Source organism: gamma proteobacterium symbiont of Axiagastus rosmarus (genome assembly GCF_059730925.1).
Genome location: NZ_AP035925.1, coordinates 233,832 through 260,441, shown reverse-complemented (window position 1 = coordinate 260,441; position 26,610 = coordinate 233,832). Strand labels below are relative to the sequence as shown.

Below are 26,610 nucleotides of genomic sequence, written 5' to 3'. Positions count from 1 at the left end.
TAATGTGAAGTATGTGCAGGAGGTAATGGATTCCGTCAGGGATGCTGATGTTGAAGACAGCGGCGGCACTACCCTCGAATGGCGCGGTGACAGCATTACGCAGGATGGCAAAAGCTGGCAATGGCACGGGCTTGATCAGGCTCAGGCAGAAACCGCACCCGCCAGCGCCAGCAATGAACAGCTCAACGCCACCAAAGATCTGCGCTTCAACGGCGAAGGCGGCATCATCGAGCTGGCGCAGTCGGTCAATCTCGGTGCCGGCCGCCTGCATTTTTCCAATGACTACATCCTGCGCGGCGCAGGCGACAGCAACTTCAGCTGGGCTGGCGGCGGCGTAGAGGTCGACAAGGACAAAACCGTGCTGTGGCAGGTTAACGGCCTGCAGGATGATGCGCTGCACAAAATCGGCGCCGGCACGCTGCACGTTAACGCCAGCGGCATCAATCCCGGCGCGCTTAACGTTGGCGACGGCACGGTCATCCTCGACCAGCAGGCCGACGCGCAGGGGCGTAAACAGGCGTTCTCCACCGTCACCCTGTTCAGCGGCCGCCCGACCGTGGTACTCAACAGCGCCGATCAGTTAAGCACCGACAACATCCGCTTCGGCTATCGCGGCGGTACGCTGGACGTTAACGGCCTCGATTTGACCTTCGACGATATCCTGCACAACGACAGTGGCGCGCGCATCGTTAACCGCAGCCAGACGCTGGCGCATCTCGATCTCACCGGCGATAACCGCCTGTTCCTCGGCGAGCTGGGCGAAGCGGACTCACGCGATAACCTCAACGTGACCACCCATCAGCGCTGGCAGCTGGCCGGCGGCGCGCAGCTTAATCAGCTGGCGGTGGCCGACGGTGTGCTGACGCTGAGCGGCGAACAGGTGGAACACGCCGGGAAGGTGTTCTTTGCCAATGACTGGCAGGACAAAACGTATCACATCAACCAGCTGCAGGTGGCGCAGGACGCCGCGCTAACCGTCGCTGAGCACGCCCACGTTACCGGCGATATCACGCTGGCCGATGAGGCCACGCTTAACGTGCTGGGGCGATCCACGCTGGCCGGCGACATCAACCTGAGCGGCACCGCTTCCAGCCTGATTGCCGATATCGCGCAGTACGTCAGCACGCTGGGCGAGCTGGCTTCCACCATCAGCGCCAATATCAGTGGCCAGGGCCGCATAATTAAAAGCGGTGACGGCCGGCTGACGCTGAGCGGTGACGTCAGTAACCAGCAGGGCATTGAAGTGCAGCAGGGCGAGCTGGAAGTGAGCGGCCGGCTGCACACGCCGCTGAACATGGCCACCGGCACGCTGCTCTCCGGCGGCGGCGTCATCAATCATGCCAGCCTCGCCGATAACGTCACGCTGGCACCGGGCTGGAACAATGCGCCGGACAGCTGGTCAGCCATGCGCCTTGGCGATCTGCACCACGGGCGCGACACGGCGCTGGTGCTGAACTCCGCGTTCCGCAATAACGCCAGCGATCGCCTGCTGATCGATGGCGATCTGCAACAGCCGGACGATGCGCCGCTGTGGCTGACGGTAAAACCGCAGGCCAGCTGGATCGATAGCGATCGCAACCACAACGGCGCAGCGGATAACAATGAAGGTGTGTCGCTGGTGCAGGTCGGTGGCCAGGCGCACGCCGACAGCGTCCAGCTGGCCGGCAGCTATGTGGCGCGCGGCGCCTGGGCTTACGGTCTGTACGCCTTTGCACCGGGCCGCGCCAGTGGCGATGAGCGTCTGGTGGCGGGCGAAGGGGATCAGTTCTGGGATTACCGCCTGCAAAACATTCTGCTGGCGGAAGGGGATAACCGCGAACCTTACCTGCCGGAGCCGGAGCCTGAACCGCAGCCCGAGCCTGAACCGCAACCCGAGCCAGAACCGCAGCCGGAACCGGAAAATCCGCAGGTGCCGCAGCCAGAGCCAAAACCGGAGCCGGGCAAGGTGCGCGCGGCAGTGATTCCGCAGGTGCCGGCCTACATCTCGCTGCCTGCCGCCTTCCACAGCGTGACGCACAATCTGCAAGCGCTGTTCAGCAGCAGCGCGCAGCAGGCGGGCGCAGAGGGCCGTCCGGATCTGTTTGTGTCCGGCTACACCGGCGACGACCGCTATCACAGCGCGGGCGGCTTTATGGATTACGGCTACGATTTTCACAGCCGCTATCAGGGCTGGATGATTGGCAGCCGCTTCCCGCTGCAGTCCGCGCTGGCGCTGAGCGTCGGCGTCAATAAAGGCAACCTGAGCATCACGCCGGAAGCGCGCGACGGCAACAGTCACGCCCGCATCGATACGCTGGGCGCCAGTGCGCTACTGAGCTGGCAGCCCGATCAGGGTCTGCAGCTGGCCGTGCCGGCTGGCGTGATGCAGTATCGCGGCAGCGTCAGCACGGATCTGCGCGGTAACGTGACGCAGCTGAAAGCGCGCAGCGCAAACCTCGGGCTCGACAGCGGCTGGCGCTGGCAGTCCGGCGCGCATGCGCTAACGCCGGTGGCCGGTGTGAATGCGCAGTGGCTCGATATCAATGATTTCACCGACAGCGACGGCGCACAGGTGAGCTACGATAATCCGCTGCAATGGCAGCTCTCCGGCGGCGTAAAATACGACTTCCGCCTCAACGAGAAGCTGAAGCTGGGCGCGGAAACGCGCTACGTGCAGCGCATCAGCCAGCGCGATGGGGTGGCGATTGGTGACGGCCAGCAGGCGGCGCGCTTCGCCACCGGACGCGGCGGCAACAGCCTGCAGTACAGCGGTTACGCCGGCTGGCAGGTGCTGGATAATCTGGAGCTTAACACCCAGCTTCAGGGCCAGCAGCGCCTGACGCAGGAAGGCATCAGCGACTGGAATCTGCAGGCCGGTGTGAAAATCAGTTTTTAATCGCGGCTCTCATCACGCATCAGCCCGGGACATGTCTTACCGGGCTTTTTTATGCTTTTCTGAAAAAAAACCAGACAAAACTTAATTGCCACGTTAGTCGGTCGCTTTAGGTTTGCGATTCTCGCTATTTTCATCCATGGAAGAGAATATGAAACTTACCCCGCTGACGCTGGTGATCAGTACGTTCTGTTATAGCCTTCCTGCATTCGCTGATGAGCGCTACCCTGCATTTTCACCCTTACAAAATAATAACGTTAACGCTGCGAATATTCCGCATCCACCGGAATCCTTTCATGGTCCATCAACCCAGGAAATCCCTGAGCTGCCGCTGCTTGCGCAGGCCAGCCGCCAGACCGGCGAAGGGATTAAACAGCTTGGGAAAATGATCGCCCGCGGCTCGTGGTTTGATGAGATCAATCCGGCAACCTCGGGCCTGGTGAGAAGCAGCGTGCTGGCCGGCAATAACAGCCATCACTTGTGGTATTACCGGTTACAGACCATGGTCCTGACCGGGGAGAAAGATGAAGGATTGCCGAATATTAATAATCCCGGTGTCGTGGCTCCGATACCCGACCCCGGTAAAGGCGAAGCTGTCATATTGCCGCCGCCACCGCCGCCTGAGCCGGAACCGCCACAGCTTACACCCGCGCCACAAATCCCGACCTATCTCGCCCTGCCCAACATGCTGTATGCTCTCAACGACACCATGCAAACCCGCTTCCACTTCGCTGCCCGGCAGATGAGCCTGGATGATCATCACAACCTGTTTGTGTATGGCTATAGCGGCGGCGAGCGCTATCGCAGTGCGCAGGGTGATAGCGATGCCACCAGCCGCTATCAGGGCTGGATGCTGGGTGCACGCTGGACGCCAGAAGCGGAACAGAGCCCGCTGGCCTTCAGTGCGGGCGTGCATAAAGGCGTGATGACTATGCTGTCGGATACGCCGGCGGGGCGCAGCCAGCTGCGTATGCAAACCCAGGGCATTAATGCGCTGATTGGCATTCAGCCGCCTGAGGGCTGGCAGCTGGAGATACCGCTGGGGCTGACGCATTATCGCGGCACTTTACGCCATGAAACCCAGGGGGAAGTGGCGCGGATCAGCGCCGTTAGCGGAAATATCGGCGCAGAAGCGGGCTGGCGCTGGCAGCAGGATGCGCATAGCCTGATGCCGCTGGCCGCAGCCGGTGTGCAGTGGCTGCATATTGCGGATTTCACCGAGCAACAGGGTGCACAGGTGAACTATCAGCTGGCGCCGCAGTTCAGCCTGGCTGGCGGTGTGAAGTATGACTATCAGCCGCTGTCGTCAGTGAATCTTGGGCTGGACGCGCGTTATGTCTGGCACAGCGGCAGGCAGAATACGCTGGATGCCGGCGATATGCGCGGATTACCGATTGAGCGCGCCCGCCACAGCGCCCAGCTGGGCGGTTACGTCAGCTGGCAGCTGCATGAAAACGTGGAGGTCGGCACGCAGTTGCAGGTGCAGCAGCGGCTGGATCGCCCCGGCGTGAGCGACTGGAATGTGCTGAGTGGCGTGAAAGTGGCGTTTTAAATTAATAATAAGGAAAGGGGTGGTGAATGGCTGGCGATGGGTGGTTTGGTCGCCATAAATGGCGCCCCTACAACGATGCGGGACAGGTTTTGTCGTCAGGCGTATTCATGCGCATCTGTGGCAAGGTTGCACAGTACCGTAGGGTGCGCATTCATGCGCACCGGTGTGAATCGGTGGATAGATTCATGCACGTCTGTAATAAGGTTGTAGAGCATCGTAGGGTGCGCATTCATGCGCACCGGCGTGAAGATGAAAATGTTTGCTTTGATAAACGTCATTGCGCAATAAATTGCGCCGCTACCACTCGTGCGGTTATCAGCGGCATCACATGGAAGAGATATCTGCGCGAGAAATCGCGCCATCATGATTTATTGCGGATGCGATTTCTGCATTATCCAGTCGCACAAACCGTAGCGGCGCGATTTATCGCGCATTTCAATGACCGCACCGCGCCATCACGACGCCTGCAAATAATGCACTACCGACTGGTTCAGCGTATCCAGTTTCTCTTCCAGCAGGAGAAGCCCTTCGCGGATGACCTCCTGATCTTCAGCGCTTTGGCAGGCGCGCTCGATCTGCCCGCACAGATCATCGATCTCCCCGGCATAAATGATCTGCGCCGATCCGCCCAGCCGATGCAGCGATGAAGCCAGCGCCGGCCAGTCCTGCGCATCAAAATGGCGCCAGCACTGCTGCATATCGTTGCGGCTCTCCTCGCCAACCTTCTCCAGCATCTTCGCCACCATCGCATCGTCGTGATACACCATGGCGCGCAGCGATTCGAGCGACAGCAGCGAATCCAGCGCCGGCACTTCGGCGGCCGGTTCGTTGCTGCTCAGCAGCTCGGCCAGCTTGTCAATTTTCAGCGGCTTAAACAGGCAGGCGTTCATGCCCGCTTCCAGACAGCGCACGCGCACGTCCGATTGCGCATTCGCCGTCAGACCAAAAATTTTCACCGCGTTGCCACTGCGGCGCAGGGTCTGCGTCAGTTCGATGCCGCTCATGCCCGGCATATTGCAGTCGGTGATAATCAGATCGAACGCCTGATGCGCCAGCAGCGCCAGCGCCTCTTCGCCGCTGCTGGCTTCGCTGATCTGCTGACCCAGCTCGCTGAGCTGGCTTCGCAGCAGCAGGCGGTTGGCCGGATGGTCGTCGACCACCAGAATATTCAGCTGCGGCAGCGCACGGCTGCGCGCCACGCGGGTTTTCTCCAGCAGCTTGCGCGCCCGGCGTGCCGGCATCATCACGTTAAGCTGAATCAGCGTGCCGCGTCCCGGCTGGCTGTTGAGGTTCATGGTGCCCTGCATCTTCTCCAGCAGCTGGGCGCTAATCACCAGACCAAGACCGGTGCCGGTCTGCTTGCGCCCCTCTTCGGTCTGGGCAAACGGCTGAAACAGTTTGGCCTGGTCGACAGCGCTGATGCCCACGCCGCTGTCTTCGATCTCAATTTCCAGCTCCAGCGAGCCATCTTCCCACTCATGGCCGATCACCCGCACTTCCACGCCGCCTTCGTGGGTAAACTTGATGGCGTTATTGATGTAATTGGCGATCACCTGGCGGAAGCGCGCGGCATCGATAAACACTTCCAGCCCCGGCGGCGTGTCGCTGTGGTAGTGCAGCGTCAGATTTTTGCCGCTGGCCATGCCGTCAAACAACCGCACCACCGGCAGCACCAGTTGCTCGGTGCTGACCCACTCCGGCATCAGCTCCAGCTGACCGCTCTCAATCTTGGCCATATCGAGGATATCGCCAATCAGCCCCAGCAGCGTGTTGGCCGACTCGTAGGCGATTTGAATGGCTTCGTTATCGCGCTGTTTGCGCCCTTCCAGCTCCAGCAGGCCGATGATGGCGCTGATCGGCGTGCGGATCTCATGGCTCATGGTGGCGAGGAACGAACTCTTGGCGCGGTTGGCTTCATCCGCCACCTTTTTCTCCGCCTGCAGCGCCAGCATCAGCAGCTCGTAGGCGGTGACATCCTGCCAGCCGCAGATCAGTCCGGTGATATTGCCCTGCGCATCGCGCTGCTCCTGCGCCCAGTGATGCACCATGCGCGCTTCGCTGCCGTTTTCGATCTCAATTTCCAGATCCTGGGCGGTATCGCCCCACAGACTGTTATGCGCCAGCGCCACCAGTTCCGGATCGTTGACCGCTTCCGGGCTCATCAGCGGATAGAGTTTGCTGATGAGCGGCGACAGCGGATGGCGCTGATCGTAAAGCGAAAAACTCAGGCGCTGTGCGTCGACGCCGGCGAAAAAGCGCTGAAACGCACCGTTAGCACTGACCACGTTCCAGTTGCGATCCAGCACGTAGACCGGCGTTGGCAGGCCATTCAGCAGCGCATCGCGAAAGCGCAGTTCAGCCTGCAGGTCAGCTTCAGCGCGACGGCGATGCTTCACCTCTTTGCCGCGATAGTAAACCCACGCCAGACAGGCGATCAGCAGCAGCGCGGTCAGCAGAGAAATGGCGTAAAACTGCGCGCGGTACAGCTGCCAGGTGGTGCGCGTGGTCTGCGGTGTGCCCTGCCAGCGGCTGGCAATCAGCGAGATTTCGCTCGGCTGAATGTCGGCCAGCGCCTTATCAATAATGCTCAGCAGCTCCGGCTGATCGCGGCTGACGGCAAAGCTCAGCTCCACCGGCGGCAGCGCCAGACGCGACACGATCTTCAGCGGCTGCTGCGCGTAGCGCGCCAGTAACGTGTTCACGCTCAGCTGGTTATCGATCAGCCCGGCGACCTTGCCCTCCTGCAACAGTTGCAGCGCCAGGCTGGCGTTATCCACTTCAGACAGCTGCAGCGTGGGGAAGCGATCCAGCAGCGCCTGACGCGCCGGATTGCCTTTGACGATACTGAGCTTCATGCCGGGATAGAGCGCCTGCGGCGCATCGGGCTGGTCCGGCACCAGCAGCACCAGCGGCACCTTCAGGTAAGGTCGGGTAAAGCGCACTGCCTCCTGATGGCCGCCATCCTGCGCCATCGCTGCCAGCATCGCTACCTGATGCTGCTCCAGCTGCTGTACGCCGTCACGCCACGAATACGCCGGCACCGGGGTGAAAAACAGCCCGGTGCGCAGCTGGATCAGATGCAGCAGATCGGCGCTGATGCCCTGAAATTCACCCTGCTCATCCAGCAGCGCCAGCGGTGCGGAGAACGGATTGAACGCCACCTTCACCTGCATATGCTGCTGCAGCCACTGCTGCTCGCGCGGCGTCAGGCTGAGCGGATCCTGCAGCCGCCAGACGTCCGGCCGCTGCGTCCACTGCCGCGAAATCAGCCGATGCTGTTCGCCGGGAATGGCGGCGATGGCGGCATTCAGCGCTTGCAACAACGGCTGATTGTCGGCTTTCACCACCAGACGGCTGCCGTACAGCGCGTCCTGCGGCAAAATCGCGGCCAGCGCCAGCTGATTGACATAGCTACGCTCAATCAGAAATGCTGCCGCCAGCAGGCTGCCGAGCGCATAGTCCGCTTCGCCACTGGCCACTGCCGCCAGCGCCGCCTGGCTGGAGGGATAACGCATGATGGTGGCGTCAGGGAAATGCTGTTTGATTTGTGCATCGGTCAAAAAGCCTTCGCGCATGGCGAGGCGCAGCGGTGCATCGTAGGGCACCGGCTGTGAGGCCTGCTTCTCCGCGGCGATCACCACCGGACGATTGATGAGAAAACTGTCTGTTGCCCTGAAGGCCGCCGCATCGTGCAGTTCGCGCCCCGGTGAGTTAAACAAGGCGTCCGCCGCGCCACTTTTCACCGCCGCCTGCGCCGCCGCCTGGCTGGGATAACGCACCATCACCGCCTGCACGCCAAGATTACGCGCCAGCAGTTGCAGATAATCGGCGTAAATCCCTTCCACGCTGTTGCCGCTGCCCGCTGCCTCCTGATAGATCAGGTAAGGCGGCAGCTCCGGTGTCCACACCGCAATGCGCAGCTCATGTTTAATGCGCAGCCAGCGCCACTCGTCACCGCTCAACTCAATATGCATCGGTGCCAGCTTTTCACGGCTGAACAACTGAAATATCTCGGGCTGCGGCTGGGCGGCCAGCAGCGGGCTCAACAGCAGCAGAAGCAGAGTGACCAGGCGCAGCATCGCTACTCCATATGATTACGATTGGCAAAGGCAAAGAGATCGCGCAGGCTCTGACAATGCAACTTATCCAGCAGACGGCTTTTATAAGTAGAAACGGTTTTATTGCTAAGATTCATGCGGTTAGCAATGCGCATGTTATCCAGCCCCTTCAACAGGTAGTTAAATACCTGAAATTCCTGCGGCGACAGCGATTCCAGTAGCCGGATATCGGGATGAGTGCTGCTCTGTTCCGGTGGTGCATTAATACCGGCTAACGGAAAGTAGCCATAACCATTTTGTGCCGCCCGAATTGCGGTGATGATTTCCGGCAAATTGTCTTTTTTACTGATAAAACCATTTGCGCCACAGCGAATACTCTGTATTGCATAGAAACTCTGATTCTTACCTGAGACGATAATAATAATACCCGGAAAACTCCTGGCGCGCAGAGTTTTTACTACTTCAATACCATTTATCGAGTGAATATCAATATCCATTACGACGATTTCCGGGTAATGCTGATCAACCAGCTCGAGTGCTTCGCGACCATCATCAGTTTCGGCAATTAAGGTATGCCCTTCTTTTTCAAGTAAAAAAGTTACAGCCATACGCGCCATGGGATGATCGTCGACGACGATAAAGTTCGCCATGATTCATTTCCTGTCAGTAGCCAAATATAAACTTCCTCTATCCAACTATTAGACTAATAAATTCAACAAATAATCAATAATAATCAAATAACAAAACGTAGGCCACGTCCTACACGGCACCGATGAACAATCCCATATCTTTGTAAGAACATTAATCGTATGATCTTCATGTCGCAATTAATCACCCTGTAAACAATTTCACAAACCGTCATAAAATAAGAGCACAAAAATGGGAATGGATATTCTGTTCAACACTGGTGACGATAATAAACCAAAAAAAATCATTATTGCGCTAAGCTGCAATTTTGCACTGACGGGGTTACACGAGCTTTGCCGTTCACTCCCGGGATGTGAAGTGCAAACGATACTGGGTGCGCCAGAAGCGATATCAGATGAGCTCATGTTTAGTTATGCCGATTTAGTGATTACCGACCTGCCTCGTGATGCAGCAGGTCTGGCAGAATTACTTCTCATCCCTGAGTGGTTCAAAGGCAATACGTTGATTTTATTGGATGAAGAGACTACAGCGATGCGTCGCACGCTTCTGGACGCAGACTTCAGTGATGTAGTAATGAAAAAAGAAAATTTAACGACACTACGTCAGGTAATACATAATCTGTTGCAAGCTAAACCTGAATCGGTTGAAGAACAGTTAATCGGGAAAAACGCCCTCATACGTGAAAAACGCGTCATTTGCGCTTTATTACGCGGAGTGAAACCGTCTTTGATTGCCCGAGAGATGGGACTGCACCCACGTGAAATCAGTCGTAGCAAAATTAATTGCCTGGCAAGAAGCGGTTTTTCATCGCTTAATGCCATGCTGGCGTGCGCATCAAGGACATCACAATGATGTCACTTTCAGTTAATAAAATTTTCTTGCGTTAACAGCGCTCGATTTTTAACACGGAGGGAATAATCCGATAACAACAAAATGCTAACTTTAACAGCGCGACACAATTTTGTTGAAGCAGTATCCTTCAGGCTTTAATTTCCCCTGCCATGGCCGTGTCCAAAACAAATCAGACGTTAAATACAACCTATCCATACATCGCCTGTCTGGTCGAAAAGGAAAAATTTCCCGGCTGCAGGGCTAATAACCAGCCTTAGCTTACACCTTTGCGGCTGCAGTTCCCCCAGCGCCAGCGTGCGCGCGTCATTGAAATCCGTCACCAGCGCCGGAAAATGCGCCATGCCGTTAATCTGCGCCCGGTACTCGCGCATCATGCTGCGTCGCAGGTGCTGCACATCGTTTGTGAGCCAGCGCGGCAGGCTGTTCGCCAGCTGATGCGCTGCCACCGGCCCGCCGGTATAAGCCAGCAAACGCACGCGCGCCTGGCGCGGCGGCTGAATAAAGTGGTGAATGAACCAATCCATGTATGCGTCTTTCATCCCTGCGCTTCCCCTGTGCTGACCGGCTGGCCTCAGGCTATTTTAAGGACTGGCAGGTTTAAGGTTAATGAGACCAGGCCTACGCGCCGGTCAGTGCAGTCTGACAAATGGGGGAGATTCTTAGTCGTTTGGGTTTGGGTTTGGGTTTGGGTTTGCCCTCACCCCGGCCCTCTCCCACAAGCGGGAGAGGGAGCGGTCCGCTGCGGGCGGGGAAGGCAGTGCGTAACTGGGGAAAATAAGGGGCATGAAGCGGGGGCAAGTGTGAAAAGCTCGCAGGCAAAGGCTGAAGATGACCGATTACACCCTGGCGCGCCAGCCAGTTCCTTCTTCCCCTACCAGCACCGCCCAGTTCCCTCTTCCCAACCGGCACTGGTCAGTTCCCTCTCCCGCTTGCGGGAGAGGGTTAGGGTGAGGGAAAGATCACTCTGATTTCAAACGATTAAACCGCCTGCGCGCACGCCCATGCCGAGCTCCACGCCCACTGGAAATTGTAGCCACCCAGCCAGCCCGTCACGTCCACCACTTCGCCAATGAAATAGAGCCCCGGCACATCACGTGCTTCCATGGTCTTTGACGACAGCTGCGTGGTATCCACGCCGCCCAGCGTCACTTCGGCGGTGCGATAGCCTTCGGTGCCGTTTGGCTGCACGCGCCACTGGTGCAGCGTAGTCACCAGCTCGCTCTGCTGCTTGCTGTTGAGCTGCTTCAGCGTCACGTCCGGAATCTGCTGCAGCTCCTGCAGCACTTCCACCAGCCGCTTTGGCAGAATCTTCGCCAGGCTATTTTTCAGGCTGAGGTTGGGATGCGCCGCGCGCTGCACGTCGATAAAATCGTCCAGCGCGGTCTCCGGCGACAGATTGACGGTGACAAACTCGCCCGGCTGCCAGTAGCTGGAGATCTGCAGCACCGCCGGACCGGAGAGGCCGCGGTGGGTAAACAGCATCGCCTCTTTAAACAGCGTACCGTCCTGAGCGGTAATGGTGGTCGGCAGCGCCACGCCGGAAAGCGTGTTCAGTTGCTCCAGCAGCGGCTTATGCAGCGTAAACGGTACCAGCGCGGCGCGCGTTGGATGGACGCGCAGGCCAAACTGCTCCGCCACCTTATAACCGAACGGTGTGGCCCCCAGTCCCGGCATAGACAGTCCACCGCTGGCAATCACCAGCTTTTCCGCGCGAACCGCCGAGCCATTCAGCTGCAGCGTATAACCGTCGTCGTCGCGCGCCACGCTCAGCACTTCGCTGCGCAGCCGCAGCGTCACCTGGCCGGCTTCACACTCTTTCAGCAGCAGGTCGACAATCTGCTGCGCCGAGTCATCGCAGAACAGCTGGCCAAGGGTTTTCTCGTGATACGCGATGCCGTGACGATTAACCAGATCGATGAAATCCCACTGGGTGTAACGCGCCAGCGCCGATTTACAGAAATGTGGATTGTGCGACAGGTACGCCGCCGGCTCAGTGTAGAGATTGGTGAAGTTGCAGCGGCCGCCGCCGGACATCAGGATTTTGCGCCCTGCCTTCTTGCCGTTATCCAGCAGCAGTACGCGACGGCCCAATTGCCCGGCCTGTGCCGCGCAGAACATGCCGGCCGCGCCTGCACCAATAATGATAACGTCAAATTTTTCCACGGCCTTAACCCACCTGATTGAAAGGCGCTGATTGTAGAGATCTGCGGCTTTTCGCGCCAGCGTCAAAAAAAAGCCGTAAATGTGTCATATTGTAACTTGCTCATTTTCCGGTCTTTTTGTCCTTAATTACCTGCCGGATGACAAATTTAAGACAAAAAAGAGCTATATTTTTCTTTCCCATAGCGCACGTTGTCGCAGATAATGCGCCGCGTTCATGTCCTCCAAAATGGCGTAACGTTTATGCTACATCTGTTTGCTGGTCTTGACCTAAGCACCGGCCTGTTATTGGTTCTTGCTCTGCTGTTTGTGTTGTTTTACGAAGCAATCAACGGCTTTCACGACACTGCCAACGCGGTCGCTACAGTCATTTACACCCGTGCGATGCGGGCGCAACTGGCGGTTGTGATGGCCGGTGTGTTCAACTTCTTAGGTGTGCTGCTCGGCGGTTTGAGCGTGGCTTATGCCATCGTGCATATGCTGCCAACCGATTTGCTGTTGAATGTCGGTTCGGCGCATGGGCTCGCCATGGTGTTCTCCATGCTGCTGGCGGCGATTATCTGGAACCTCGGTACCTGGTATCTCGGCTTACCGGCGTCCAGTTCGCACACGCTGATCGGCGCCATCATCGGTATTGGTCTCACCAATGCGCTGATGACCGGCACGTCGGTGGTGGATGCGCTGAACCTGCCAAAAGTCATCAATATTTTCCTCTCCCTGATTCTGTCGCCGATTGTTGGTCTGATCATTGCGGGTGGCCTGATTTTCCTGCTGCGTCGCTACTGGAGCAGCACCAAAAAACGGGCTCGCATCCACATGACGCCCGCTGACCGCGAAAAGATCGACGGCAAGAAAAAGCCGCCGTTCTGGACGCGTATCGCGCTGATTGTCTCCGCCATTGGCGTGAGCTATTCGCACGGTGCCAACGACGGTCAGAAAGGCATCGGCCTGATCATGCTGGTTCTGATCGGTGTCGCGCCGGCGGGCTTTGTGGTGAATATGAATGCCTCCGGTTATGACATCACCCGTACGCGCGACGCGGTGAACCATCTGGAACAGTATTACCAGCAGCACGGCCAGTCGCTGACGCACATCGTGCAGATGGCGCCACCGGCAGTGCCGACGCCGGAAGAGTCGCTCGGCGGCCCGCAGGAGTTCCATTGTGATAGCTCCCGTGCGCTTGATGCGATTAACCGTGCGCAGGGTCTGCTGGGTAATCTGCAGAGCTACAGCGATCTCACACCTGACCAGCGCGGTCAGATGCGTCGTCTGCTGCTTTGCATCTCCGACACCGCGGACAAAGCCGCTAAGCTGCCGGAGACCAGCGCCGACGATAAGCGCTTCCTCAATAAGCTGAAAGGCGATCTGCTCGGCACCATCGAGTATGCGCCGGTATGGATTATCGTGGCGGTCGCGCTGGCGCTCGGCATCGGTACCATGATTGGCTGGCGCCGCGTGGCGACCACCATCGGCGAGAAGATCGGTAAAAAAGGCATGACGTATGCGCAGGGCATGTCGGCCCAGGTAACGGCGGCGGTGTCGATTGGTATCGCCAGCTACACCGGGATGCCGGTTTCGACCACGCACATTCTGTCATCGTCGGTTGCCGGTACCATGCTGGTGGATGGCGGTGGGCTGCAAAGCCGCACCATCAAAAATATCGCAATGGCCTGGGTATTCACCCTGCCGGTGTGTATTTTGCTGTCTGGCTCGCTGTACTGGATTGCGCTAAAGCTGATTTAACGCTTCAGCGTTGCAGGGTTCTGTCGTGGTGCGTTGCGAATACAATACAGCGCGCCGCGACAGAACCCGCTCCCCTTCTCAGTGCCAAATCGCTAAGGCGATCAGGCTCACCACCACCAGAAAACACAGCCCGCTGGTCAGAACAAACTGACCGCGCACCCGCTCGCAGCGACGAATAAATTCATCGTCGTGATGATCGCGATAGCGTTTCTCCCAGATATAGCGCACCAGCCGCACCTGCTTGCTCGGCTGACCGTGGGACGTAAAGAAACCGGCACCATCAACATACTGATACAGCAACGGATCGCACCCGCGCAGCACCGCCAGCAGTGAGCGCAACGATGAGAAGTAACGCGCCATATTCACCAGACAAACCACACACAGAGCCCAAAAAAGCGCGATAGTGCTGATCATGTTCCCCTCCCGGCTGGAGCCGCAATGACGTTACGTGCAGCGGGGAAAAGCTGCAGACGCCCCACGGGAAATAAGCCAGCCACAGATGAATCGAATTGCATTGTTGTTATGCGGACCTGAGCGCGCTACCCGGACTGGAGTGGCCCTCATTTTCAGTGTAGGAGATCTGTTTAAATTTTTTCCAGCGATGATTTTCGTTCAGCGCGAGCGAAAAAAGCGATAACCCATGATCTGACTCACAGCCGGGCTTCGGTTTGCAGCATTTGCTACCCACTCTGGCTATACTCGGGATATAACAATTATTCGCCTGCGTGGCTGACATTGTGGTTGGTGGCGCTTCATCGCCGTTACGCGCAAAGGATTACGCCAGCCGAACGGCAGAAATTCGGTTGCCCCAGAATCTTGAGAAAGGAGTTTTATCATGGCTTATAAACACATCCTGATTGCAGTAGACCTTTCCCCGGAAAGCCAGTTACTGGTTGATAAAGCGGTATCACTGGCCCGTCCTTATGATGCAAAAATCTCGCTGATTCACGTTGATGTGAACTATTCAGATCTCTACACCGGGCTGATTGACGTCAACCTCGGCGACATGCAGAAGCGAATTTCGGAAGAGACACACACCGCGCTGCGCGAGCTTTCCACCAACGCCGGTTATCCGATTAGCGAAACCCTGAGCGGCAGCGGCGATCTCGGCCAGGTGCTGGTGGACGCGATTAAAAAATACGATGTTGATTTGGTGGTGTGCGGACACCATCAGGATTTCTGGAGCAAGCTGATGTCGTCAGCGCGCCAGCTGATCAATACCGTGCATATCGATATGCTGATTGTGCCGCTGCGCGATGAGGAAGAGGAATAACCAGTAAAAAAGCCCCTCGGACCGAGGGGCAAAAGACTGCAATAACAGAACAACTACAACATGGCTTAGGGAAATTCCTGACGCTTACGGCTGTTGGTTCAGCGCCACCCGCACCACCACCCGGCGATTCGGCGCGTTACAGGCAATCTGTGCGGCGCGCGATCCTTCACAATACTCCACCACCGGTTCACTGCTGCCCGCGCTGCTGGCGCGGATAACCGTGGCTGGCAGGCCGCCGTCAATCAGCATCTGGCGTACCGTCGCAGCGCGCTGCTGACCGAGCTGGCGGTTGGCGCTGGCGTTACCAATCGGGTCGGTGTGACCAATCACTTCAAGGCTCTTCAGCTCGGCGCGATCGCGCTGCAGCTCGGCAATCAGTGCGCCAACCGCGCGGCGGCCGGCGGCGGAGATATCGCCAATGGACGATTTGCCAAAGTTAAACAGCACGTCACCAGCCAGCACGTAGTCTTTGTAGCTGCGCGGCGCGAGGTTGTCACACTTCACTACCGATGATGCGCGCGACAGCGCGTGGATCTGCTGCTGCGCTCCGTTGAGTTCCCGCTCCGCCTGCTGGCGGCTGACCACCTGCGGCTGGCCAGTGGTGACGTTGCCGAGGCGCACAAAGTAGGTAGTGCCGCCGGCAAAGTTGTCGCGCCACGCCTGGGCGCGCTTACCGCTGTAGCGCGGCGCGTCTTTCATATAGTTATCCAGCGAGTGGCTGCCCGGCTTGAGGCAGAACACGCTGAAACCGCCCGGCAGCAGCGCGGTCTGGAATTCGCCGTCGACATACACGTGCGCCGCATCATTGCCCGACTGCGCCAGTGTGCGGTAGTACACCACCTGGGTCTGCGATGCCGGTACGCCGCTTACGGGCTGATACAGTTCGCCGAACGGTTTTGCTGCCAGCGCGGTATGGCTGAGGGTGACGGAACCGGCCAGCAGTGCGGCCAGCAGGGTAAGGCTGAAAGTTTTCATAACTCCTCCACGGGTGCCCACAAGGGCACCCGATTAGTATTGATGGTTAACAGGTTAAAAAAGCCACGGCTGATTAATGGTTATCCAGTTCGACTTTTACCCCCTGCTGCACCAGCAATTCGCCTTCCACTCCGCTGTGACGATAGACGTCGTAGACCTGACCGCCCTGAGTAATCGTACCCGCCACCTGCGACCAGTCGCCGAGATCTGTGCCATCTTTAAGAAGATCAGAAAGCTGAATAATATTAAAATCCTCTCCGTTGACAATTACATTTTCAATCTCTTCGCTTGATTCATCCTGAGTTAGAATATCAACAATTCGAATACCAACATTCTGCCTTTCAGTTTCAGTCAGGATATCCATATCAAAAACATGACCACCCCCTGATTGAGAAATGCTTAGGTCTTCTTCTAATATTGAGACTGTATCCTCGCTCAGAAGCGAGACATCTGTTAAGAAGTAATCATTATTTTGCAGGCTATTCAACGAATTGGTGTTTGTGCCACTCCCCCACCATAAGTTATCAAATTGCAGGCCCCAAGGATCGTTGACGGTTAATATAACATGACCAATTAATTCTCCATTTGGGGCATTAAAAGAAGCGTCACGCCAAGTAGAATCGTAATCGTTAGAGTTAGATGAACCTTGACCTTTAACAGTTCGCGATCCTAATAACTGACCTTCAAGATTATAGTAATCTAGGGTGTATCCTCCGCCATTAAATATTGAACCGGCCAGACCAAACTTATCGGTTGGGCCAACGTCAATTTTAACCTTTGCTCCATCACCAATATATAGAAATTTATTATTATTGTACTGTTGAATTCCTGGCGAATATATACCGGTACCGGTACCACTGCCAACGCTATAAACGTGATAATTGACATCACCAATTTTGTAATCCTGTCCATTAGAAAAAATCGTAAGATTTCGACTTTGATAATCCTCTTTGCCAGAATTGGTATCAGGCATAATATTAACCATCCAATTACTGGATTTGGCACTTATATTTCCTGCTCTATCGCTCGCCTGAACATTGAAATGATGATCACCATTGCTCAGCGCCGGTGACGGCGTAAACGTCCACTTGCCATCTGCCCCCGCGGTCACCGAACCCAGCTTCGTGCTGCCATCATAAATGGTCACCACACTGTTGGCTTCCGCCTTGCCTGACAGCGTCGGCGTGGTATCGTCGGTTTTGCCGCCGTTAGCCACGTTACCGGTTTTGCTGCCGGCGTTGTCATACACTGTATCGATGGTCGGGGTGCTGATCACCGTATCGACGGTGATATCCCACGTCTGAGCCTCACCGCTGCTGTTGCCGGCGCTATCGCTGGCTTTGGCGCTGATGTGGTGCAGTCCGTCCGTCAGGTCACTGGCTGGGATGAAGCTCCAGTTGCCGCTGCCATTGGCGCGGGTGCTGCCCATGGCAATGCCATCAATGTACACCGTCACCAGACTGTTGGCCTCGGCGGTACCGTTGAGGGTCGGGCGTTTGTCGTCAGTAACGCCATTTTTGTCGATGTTGCCCTTAATGCTGCCGACATCATCTTCAATGGTGACAATGACCGGTGCGTTTGGTGCCACGGTGTCTACGGTAATGTTCCACGCCGCGGTCTGGCCGCTGGTGTTGCCCGCGGTATCGGTGGCGGTGGCGGTGATGCGGTGCAGGCCGTCGGCCAGATCGCTGCCCGGGGTAAAGCTCCAGTTGCCGCTGCCATCGGTGCGTACCGTACCGGCAGGCGTGCCGTCGATATATACGGTAACGATACTGTTGACCTCGGCGGTGCCGCTGATAGTCGGCCGCTTATCATCGGTAATGCCGTTGTTCAGCACATCACCGGTGATGCTGCCGGCGTCATCGTAGACGCGTACAATCGCTGGCAGGTTCGGCGCCACGGTATCAACGGTTATCGCCCACGGCTGGGTTGGGTAGCTGGTGTTACCGGCCGCGTCGGTGGCGGTGACGGTGAACTCATAGCGTCCGTCAGCCAGATCGCTGCCCGGCGTAAAGCTCCAGTTGCCGCTGGCATCCGCTTTCACCGAGCCTACTGCATCTTCACCAATGTAAATGGTCACCAGGCTATTGGCCTCGGCAGTACCATTCAGCGTTGGCCGCTTGTCGTCGGTCACGCCGTCGCGCTTAATCTCACCTGTCACGCTGCCAACGTTATCCATAATGCTGGTGAGCACCACCGGATTCGGTGCCTGGGTATCGACAATCACCGGCCAGACGTCAGACGGTGCCGAGCTGTTGCCCACCGGATCGGTCATCACCACGGTGAAGTTGTGCGTACCATCGTTAAGCGGCGTAGTCGGGGTAAAGCTCCAGCGCCCGTCGTTACCAACGGTGACCTCACCAATCGGCGTACCGTTATCGATGATGGTGACCTTATCATTTGGCGTACCGCGGCCGGACAGGGTTGGCGTGGTGTCATCGGTGTAGCCGCCTTTGCCAATTGGTCCCTGAACCGTGCCGACGTCGTCGCTGACGGACTCAATCACGCCCTTATTCGGCGCGGTGATGTCAATCAGCAGATCGAACTGGCTGGTTGGCTCACTTTCGCCGTGTGCTTCAGTGGTCGCCGTCACGGTCAGGGCGTGTGAACCTTCGCTGAGCGCTGTGCCCGGCGTGAAGTTCCACTGGCCTTGCGCGTTAGCGCTTACCTGACCAATCAGCTTGCCGTTGTCATAAATTTTGACCAGCGCGTTCGGCGTTGCGGTGCCGTACAGCGTTGGCGTGGTGTCATCGGTGGCCTGGCCGGAACTCAGATCGCCTTTGACACTGCCGGCGTTGTCTTCCACGCGGGTCAGCGCTACCACCACCGCAGAAGTGTCGACGGTAAAGTCAATCGCCCCGCCAATCGGGCCCTGGTTACCGGCGAGATCGACCGGCTGCGCAGTGAAGCTGTGCTTGCCATCCGTCAGCGGCGTGCCCGGGGTAAACGTCCAGTTACCGCTGTCATCGGCGACCGCTCTGCCCAGCTCTTTGCCGTTGTCGCGCACAATTACTGTAGCGCCCGGCTCAGTTTTACCGCTAAAGGTCGGCGTGGCATCGTCGGTGGTCTCGCCGCTGCGAATCGGCCCCTGTACCTGGCCGACATCATCCGTCAGTACCGGATTGATGATGTTGCCTGGCGCCGTGGTATCCACTTCAATCGGATAGACGCCGGTTTCCGGGCTGACGTTGCCGGCAGCATTGGTGGAAGTCGCGCTGATGTTATGCACGCCGTCACGCAGATCGCTGGCTGGCGTATAGCTCCAGTTACCGTTGGCGTCTGCCGTTACCGTGCCCAGCTTAATGCCGTCTGCATAAAGCGTAACGAGGCTGTTCGGCTGTGCGGTACCGTTAATGGTTGGTCGTGCATCGTCGGTGACGCTTCCCTTCTGCACCAGGCCCTGAATGTCTCCTACGTTATCCATTACGCTGGTAATCGCCGGCGCATTCGGCACACCGCCGCTGATCAGGCCAAACTCAAACTTGTCTGACGACTCGCTGACGTTACCAGCGGCATCTACCGCTTCCGCTGTCAGCGCATGGGCACCGTTGGCCAGCGGTAACGGTGGCTCGAAGCTCCAGTTGCCTTTGCCGTCAGTGCGGGTTGAGCCTATCAGCACGCCATTGTCATAAATATTCACCAGACTGTCGGCTTCAGCAGTACCGCGTACCGTCGGTGTCGCATCATCAGTGGTGTCGCCTGCAGCGATTGGTCCACGGCGATCGCCCTGATCGTCATACACTTCAGTGATCGCTGGCTTATTCGGTGCCTGCGTATCCACATTCACTACATAAGGATCAGACGGCTTGCTGCTGTTGCCCGCCGGATCGGTGATCACGGTTTCAAATTTGTGCTCGCCGTCGTTGAGCGGGGTTTCCGGCGTGAAGGTCCACTTGCCATTCTCGCCAATTACCGCGCTGCCGATGGTTTCACCGTTATCGATAATGGTTACCACGTCGCCCGGCTTACCGCCGCCAGTCAGCGTTGGCGTGGTATCGTCAGTCGCGCCGCCGTTGTCCACGGTGCCCTGCTCTGTACCCACGTCATCACGGACATCCTCAATACCCGCGTTGTTTGGCGCCGTGATATCAATAGTGATATCGAAGGCGGCTGTGGCCTCACTCTCGCCGTGTGCCGGCGTGGTGGCGGTCGCCGTCAGGCTGTGCGGCCCTTCGCTCAGCGCAACGCCAGGCGTAAAGCTCCAGCTGCCGTCTTTGGCTGCCACCGTGCTGCCAATCAGCTGGCCATTGTCGTAAATTTTCACCAGCGCGTTGCCGGTTGCGGTGCCTTTCAGGGTCGGCGTGGTGTCATCTGTCACCTGACCGGACGTGAGATTACCGGTAATGCTGCCCGCATCGTCATACACCTGAGTGATAGCAATCACCACTTTGGAGGTGTCTACGGTGAAGTCAATGGCGTCAGTTTCCGGCCCTTTGTTACCGGCCTTATCCACCGGCTGAACGGTAAAGCTGTGGTCGCCATCCGCCAGCGGCTGATCCGGCGTGAAGCTCCAGTTACCGTCTTTATCAGCTACCGCGCGACCCAGTTCATTACCGTTATCGCGCACGATTACCGTGGCGCCCGGCTCGGTTTTACCTTTAAAGGTGGGCGTCGCGTCATCGGTGATGTCGCCGCTGTTAATCGGACCCTGCACCAGGCCAACGTCGTCAATCAGCTGATTACCTTTGCTGGCTTCTGGCGCGGAGGTATCGATATCAATTGGATACGCCCCGGTTTCCGGACTGATATTACCGGCCGCGTTAGTGGCGGTAGCGGTGATGTTGCGCACACCATCCGCCAAATCGCTGTCCGGCGTAAATGACCAGTTCCCGGCGCCATCGGCCTGGGTGCTGCCCACAGCTTTGCCATCAACCAGCAGCGTAACGATGCTGCCCGGCTGGGCGGTACCGTTGATGGTCGGACGCGCGTCGTCGGTCAGACCGCCTTTCTGGATTGCACCCTGAATGTCACCTACGTTGTCCATCACGCCAGTGATAGCCGGTGCCGTTGGCTTACCGCCGGCTGCCAGCGAGAAGTCAAACTTCTCTGATGGCTCGCTAGCGTTGCCCGCCGCGTCGATCGCTTCCACGGTCAGCGAGTGTGCGCCGTTAACCAGCGGTTTGCCCGGTTCGAAGCGCCAGTTGCCCTGCCCGTCAGCGCGCACGCTACCGATCAGTTCACCGTTGTCATAAATCTTCACCAGGCTGTTGGCTTCCGCAGTGCCCTTCACGGTAGGAATGCTGTCATCGGTGGTATCACCGGATTTCAGCGCACCGGTGCGATCGCCCTGGTCATCAAACACTTCGGTAATCGCTGGCTTGTTCGGCGCCTGCGTATCAACAGTCACAATGTACGGATCGGACGGCTGGCTGCTGTTGCCGGCCGGATCGGTGATCACGGTTTCAAATTTATGCTCGCCGTCGTTGAGCGGGGTTTCCGGCGTGAAGGTCCACTTGCCATTCTCGCCAATTACCGCGCTGCCGATGGTTTCACCATTGTCGATAATGGTCACCACATCGCCCGGCACGCCTTCACCTACCAGCGTTGGCGTGGTGTCGTCAGTAATGCCACCGTTGTCGACCGGGCCCTGCACCGTGCCCACGTCATCCAGGACGCTATCAATACCGCCCACGACTGGCGGGGTCAGATCGATGGTGAGGTCAAAAGGTGACGACTCGGCGCTGGTTCCGGCGGCGTTTGTCGCCGTAGCCGTAAAGTGATGTTCACCTTCCGCCAGCGCAACATCTGGCGTAAAGCTCCACTCGCCTTTGTAGTTGGCTTTTGCGGAACCGATGAGCGTGCCGTTGTTATAGATGTGAATCAGCGCGTCTGGCGTCGCCGAACCGTTGAGGGTTGGCGTGGTGTCATCGCTGACCGCACCGCTGGTCAGGTTGCCCGTGACAGAACCCGCATCGTCATAAACGCTATTGATGGTCACCAGCACCGCAGAGGTATCGACAATGAAATCAACTGGCTGGCTTTCCGTACCTTTATTACCGGCTTTATCAACTGGCTGCGCAGTGAAGCTGTGATCGCCATCCGCCAGCGGCTGGTCCGGCGTAAAGCGCCAGTTGCCGTCTTTGCCGGCGACCGCGCTGCCAATCGGCTGGCCGTTGTCGCGGATAATAATGGTCGCACCCGGCTCGGTCACACCGCTGAAGGTTGGTTGCGCGTCATCCGTAGTGTCGCCGCTATTAATCGGCCCCTGAATGTCGCCAACGTCATCCGTCAGCTGATTATCGCTGCTGGCATCAGGCGCGGTGGTGTCAATCACAATCGGGTAGAGTCCGGTTGACGGGCTGATATTACCGGCCGCGTTGGTCGCGGTAGCACTCAGATTACGCAGCCCTTCGGCCAGGTCACTATCTGGCGTGAATGACCATTTGCCTGCGGCATCGGTCAGGACGGTCCCCAGCACTTTGCCATCGGCATACACGGTGACTACGCTGTCTGGCTGCGCGGTACCGTTAATGCCAGGGCGGACATCATCGGTCACGCCGCCTTTTTCAATTGCGCCCTGCACATCTCCGACGTTGTCCACTACGCCAGTGATCGCCGGTGCGGTCGGCGCGCCGCCGGCCTCCAGCATGAAGTCAAAGCTGTCGGACGGTTCGCTAATGTTACCGGCCGCATCAACTGCTTCCACAGTGAGTGAATGCGCGCCGTTCAGCAGCGGTCGGGTTGGCGTGAATTCCCATTGGCCTTCAGCATTCGTGACAGCTGAACCCACCAGTTGGCCATTGTCATACAGGTTGACCAGGCTACCCGGCTCCGCTTCGCCGCGCACGGTCGGCTGGGCGTCATCCGTCACCTCACCCGGATTGAGTGCACCCTGCTTATCACCTTGATTATCATATACTTCTTTAATTACAGGTTTTTCTGGCGCCTGCGTATCCACGATAATGGTGTAATCGTCAGACGGTGAGGATTCATTACCTGCCGGATCGGTCACGATGATGCCGATATTGTGTTCGCCGTCTTCCAGCGGCTCTTCCGGGGTAAATTCCCACTTGCCATCGTCACCGATCACGGTGCTGCCGATTGGATTACCGTTGTCGATGATAGTCACTACGTCACCCGGTGTGCCGCCACCGCCGATGGTCGGCTGCGTGTCGTCGGTTGATTCGCCGTTTTCGATAGGCCCGGTTTCGTTACCGACATCGTCAATGATATCGCCGATTTCCGGTTTCGCGGGTGGGGTGGTATCCACGATGACAGTGTAAGGATCGGACGGTTCGCTGGTGTTACCCGCCGGATCGGTGATTACGGTTTCAAACTTGTGTTCACCGTCGTTGAGTGGCGTTTCTGGCGTGAATTCCCACTTGCCGTCATCACCGATGACGGTACTACCGATGGTTTCGCCGTTATCAATAATGGTCACCACGTCACCCGGCGTGCCGCCACCAACCAGCGTTGGCGTGCTGTCATCAGTCACCTCGCCGCTTTCGACGGGTCCCTGAACGCTACCTACGTCATCCTGCACCTCGTCAATGCCGTCGTTGCCCGGGGCAGTGATATCAATGATCAGATCAAACGGTGCGGTCGGTGCGCTGACGCCATTGGCTTCGGTCGTCGCCGTGGCGGTAAAGCTGTGTTCGCCTTCATTCAGCGGCTCCGCTGGTGTAAATGACCATTCGCCCTTGTAATTTGCCAGCGCGGAGCCAATCAGCTCACCGTTGTCATAAATATGGATCAGCGCACCTGGCGTCGCTGAACCATTGATGGTCGGCGTGGCATCGTTAGTCACGCCACCTTTTTGCACGTAGCCAGCTTCGCCTGCGTCGTCATAGACGTTGATAATCGTCACTTCAACACCAGAGGTATCGACGATGAAGTCGACTGGCGCGCTTTCTTCACCTTTGTTACCGGCGTTATCTACCGGTTGCGCAGAAAAGCTGTGATCGCCTTCGGCCAGCGGTTGTTCCGGGGTGAATGTCCAGTTACCGTCTTTGTCCGCGACAACGCGGCCAATTTCTTCACCGTTATCACGGATAATCACCACAGCGCCCGGCTCAGTTTTACCGTCAAAGGTAGGTGTGGCGTCATCAGTAGTATCGCCACTGTTAATCGGGCCCTGAATCGCGCCGACATCATCAGTCAGGGTGTTGTCGCCGCTATTTTCTGGCGGGGTAGTGTCAATGATAATCGGATACACGCCGGTCTGCGGACTGATGTTGCCCGCCGCATCGGTAGCAGTAGCGGACAGCTGATGTTCACCTTCAGCCAGGTCCACTTCCGGTGTAAAGCGCCAGCGGCCGTTTTCATCAGCGGTGGTGGTGCCCAGCAGCACATCACCGTCATAAACGGAAACGGTATAGCCTGGCTGCGCCGTGCCATGCACGGTTGGGCGGGTGTCATCGGTGACACCGTTTTTCGCGACGTTGCCCTGAATATCACCCACATCGTCCAGCACACCAATAATCGCCGGCGCGCTTGGTACACCACCGGTGATCAGGGTGAAATCAAAGCTGTCAGACGGTTCACTGACGTTACCCGCCGCGTCCGTTGCTTCTGCCGTGAGAGAGTGTCCGCCATTGCTGAGCGGTTTGTTTGGAGTCAATTCCCAGTTGCCTGCGGCGTCTGCTCGCGCGGAGCCAATCAGCACGCCATTGTCATACAGATTAACAATGCTGCCAGCTTCAGCCTCGCCTTTTATGGTCGGGAGCGCATCATCGGTCGTATCGCCCGGCTGCAGTTCACCCTGCTGTTCACCCTGATTGTCGATAACCGCAACAATACGCGGCTTATCCGGTGCCTGGGTATCAACAATAATGGTGTAATCATCTGATGGTGCAGACTCGTTGCCGACCGGATCGGTGATGATGATACCGATGTTGTGCTCACCGTCTTCCAGGGGCTGTTCTGGCGTAAACTCCCACTTGCCGTCATCACCCACGACAGTGCTGCCAATCGGCTTGCCGTCATCAATAATGGTTACCACGTCGCCCGGCGTGCCGCCGCCGCCGATGGTAGGAGTCCTGTCGTCGGTGCTGCCGCCGTTGTCTACCGGTCCGACAATGCTACCCACGTTGTCAGTGACTTCACCAATGCCCGGATTTACCGGTGCCTGCGTATCAATAGTGATGATGTGAGGAGCAGAGGGCAGGCCGATATTACCAGCACGGTCGGCAGCTACCACGGTGAATGCGTGCTCACCATCAGCCAGTGCCGTTGCAGGGGTGAAGGTCCAGTTGCCGTTGGCATCAGTCAGTGCTTCACCGATTTTTTCACCGTTGTCGTAGATCGATACGGTACTGTACGGTTCCGCTTTGCCGGAGAGGGTCGGCGTATTGTCATCGGTGGCCTCGCCGTTGCCAATCAACCCGGTGAGCGAACCGTGATCGTCGAATACGCTGTCCAGCGTAGCCTGTGCTGGCGCTTTGAGATCGATAATTAGCTCAAACGGTTCGGAAGGCTGGCTGGTGTTACCCTTACCGTCGCGTTCAATCACCGTGAAGCTATGGTCGCCTTCAGCCAGCGCCGTGCCTGGCGTAAATGTCCAGTTACCATCCTGATCGACAATGGCTTCACCAATTTTTGTGCCGTTATCCCAGATCTCAACAGTATTACCAGGATTGGTGCCGGTGCCGCTCAGAGTTGGCGTCGCGTCATCGGTATAGTCGCCGCTGGCCAGCGGTCCCTGAATGGCGCCCACGTTATCCGTCACCGCATCAATGGTTGCGCCTCGCGTGAATACCGGATCAGGCAGATTCCCGCCTTCACCCTCACCTGACTTACCGTGATCTTTTTTGTGATTGTGATAAATGATGCCTGCCGCTGCACCAATCGCGCTCAGTAAACCCAGACCCAACAGCATCGGGTTAATCAGACCATTTTCGGCAATCAGCAGATTATCCAGCCCCGGGACGGATTCTGACCCGAGCACCAGCGCCGAATAATCGCCATCAGCAAGCGCTGCAGCTTCGTGATCATCACGCGCATCAGAGGCGATGTATTCATGGAAAGCGTTATCTTCTGCTTTACCAACCAGCTGACCAGGGTAGACAAAAAAATCCTCAATGATGAGATCGGGTTTATCCAGATCGCCATCCTCCAGGATAACCCAGAGACTTTTGCCTACGCGCTTGACGGTGATGTTTTCAGGTGCAACACCCTTCTCACCTTCAGCAAGGATATATTTCCCATTGGCAATGGCTTTGATTTTTACTGGTTTTCCATTTTTACCGTTGCGAAGCACCTGCGCTTCGACAACCGTTTTTTTGTCTACAACGGCGACATTAACGGGGATGGCGTTCATAATTTATTTAGTCCATGTATTTTAATAGTCACGCTAAACAACCAGGTTAGCGTTGAGAAATTTCCCGGATGAGAGAGCACAATGAAAGCTCCATCCTTAACGCGGAAATAATATCAACAAGGACCGCACTTTCTTATTGAGACATGTCGCAAAACAAATCCAGATAAAAAATACAGATAATTAATTTTATCAATGACTTAAATAAATATTAAGATTAAT

13 protein-coding genes are annotated in these 26,610 nt (G+C 57.2%); 5 read left to right on the top strand and 8 right to left on the bottom strand.

Annotation, left to right across the window (positions count from 1 at the left end):
* Nucleotides 1–25: 25 nt before the first annotated feature.
* Nucleotides 26–2,875, top strand: coding sequence for a S6 family peptidase (locus tag AC6I8F_RS01140; protein WP_498028774.1), 2,850 nt, complete (start codon nt 26–28; stop codon nt 2,873–2,875).
* Nucleotides 2,876–3,023: 148 nt separating this feature from the next.
* Nucleotides 3,024–4,424 carry an autotransporter domain-containing protein gene (locus AC6I8F_RS01135; RefSeq protein ID WP_215480656.1) on the top strand — a complete coding sequence of 467 codons (1,401 nt, stop codon included), beginning with the start codon at nt 3,024–3,026 and terminating at the stop codon, nt 4,422–4,424.
* A gap of 95 nt (nt 4,425–4,519) precedes the next feature.
* Here AC6I8F_RS01135 and AC6I8F_RS01130 read toward each other — a convergent pair whose 3' ends face one another.
* From AC6I8F_RS01130 to AC6I8F_RS01120, 3 genes are all read right to left on the bottom strand, one after another.
* Nucleotides 4,520–4,789: a hypothetical protein gene (locus AC6I8F_RS01130; protein WP_215480657.1), complete on the bottom strand. Its 270-nt coding sequence runs from the start codon at nt 4,787–4,789 to the stop codon at nt 4,520–4,522.
* Nucleotides 4,790–4,879: 90 nt separating this feature from the next.
* On the bottom strand, nt 4,880–8,503 hold the full coding sequence (locus tag AC6I8F_RS01125; RefSeq protein ID WP_498028405.1) for a response regulator: 3,624 nt from the start codon (nt 8,501–8,503) through the stop codon (nt 4,880–4,882).
* 2 nt (nt 8,504–8,505) lie between these two features.
* Complete coding sequence (locus AC6I8F_RS01120; protein ID WP_059012542.1) at nt 8,506–9,132, bottom strand: response regulator; 627 nt, start codon at nt 9,130–9,132, stop codon at nt 8,506–8,508.
* A gap of 229 nt (nt 9,133–9,361) precedes the next feature.
* Between AC6I8F_RS01120 and AC6I8F_RS01115 the strand changes: the two genes are divergently transcribed.
* Entirely contained in the window at nt 9,362–9,982 is a 621-nt protein-coding gene (locus AC6I8F_RS01115; protein ID WP_338670653.1) for a hypothetical protein, read from the top strand.
* A 176-nt stretch (nt 9,983–10,158) separates the two neighbouring features.
* Here AC6I8F_RS01115 and AC6I8F_RS01110 read toward each other — a convergent pair whose 3' ends face one another.
* Together AC6I8F_RS01110 and AC6I8F_RS01105 are read right to left on the bottom strand one after the other, a co-directional pair.
* Nucleotides 10,159–10,506, bottom strand: a complete 348-nt coding sequence (locus AC6I8F_RS01110) for a hypothetical protein (protein ID WP_338670652.1) — start codon at nt 10,504–10,506, stop codon at nt 10,159–10,161.
* Between the two features lie 454 nt (nt 10,507–10,960).
* On the bottom strand, nt 10,961–12,145 hold the full coding sequence (locus AC6I8F_RS01105) for a BaiN/RdsA family NAD(P)/FAD-dependent oxidoreductase (protein ID WP_498028404.1): 1,185 nt from the start codon (nt 12,143–12,145) through the stop codon (nt 10,961–10,963).
* A gap of 240 nt (nt 12,146–12,385) precedes the next feature.
* On the opposite strand from AC6I8F_RS01105, the gene pitA reads away from it, so the two are divergent.
* Complete coding sequence (gene pitA / locus AC6I8F_RS01100) at nt 12,386–13,885, top strand: inorganic phosphate transporter PitA (protein ID WP_021508108.1); 1,500 nt, start codon at nt 12,386–12,388, stop codon at nt 13,883–13,885.
* 78 nt (nt 13,886–13,963) lie between these two features.
* Here pitA and uspB read toward each other — a convergent pair whose 3' ends face one another.
* Nucleotides 13,964–14,299 carry a universal stress protein UspB gene (uspB, locus tag AC6I8F_RS01095; RefSeq protein WP_010618665.1) on the bottom strand — a complete coding sequence of 112 codons (336 nt, stop codon included), beginning with the start codon at nt 14,297–14,299 and terminating at the stop codon, nt 13,964–13,966.
* Nucleotides 14,300–14,720: 421 nt separating this feature from the next.
* Here uspB and uspA point away from each other — a divergent pair, with 421 nt between their 5' ends.
* Entirely contained in the window at nt 14,721–15,158 is a 438-nt protein-coding gene (gene uspA / locus AC6I8F_RS01090; protein WP_021508107.1) for a universal stress protein UspA, read from the top strand.
* A gap of 84 nt (nt 15,159–15,242) precedes the next feature.
* On the opposite strand, the gene AC6I8F_RS01085 is transcribed toward uspA, so the two are convergent.
* On the bottom strand, nt 15,243–16,133 hold the full coding sequence (locus AC6I8F_RS01085; RefSeq protein ID WP_498028403.1) for an OmpA family protein: 891 nt from the start codon (nt 16,131–16,133) through the stop codon (nt 15,243–15,245).
* Between the two features lie 73 nt (nt 16,134–16,206).
* The gene (locus AC6I8F_RS01080; RefSeq protein ID WP_498028402.1) at nt 16,207–26,391 is read right to left on the bottom strand and encodes an Ig-like domain-containing protein; all 10,185 of its coding nucleotides are present in this window, start codon (nt 26,389–26,391) and stop codon (nt 16,207–16,209) included.
* Nucleotides 26,392–26,610 lie beyond the last annotated feature (219 nt).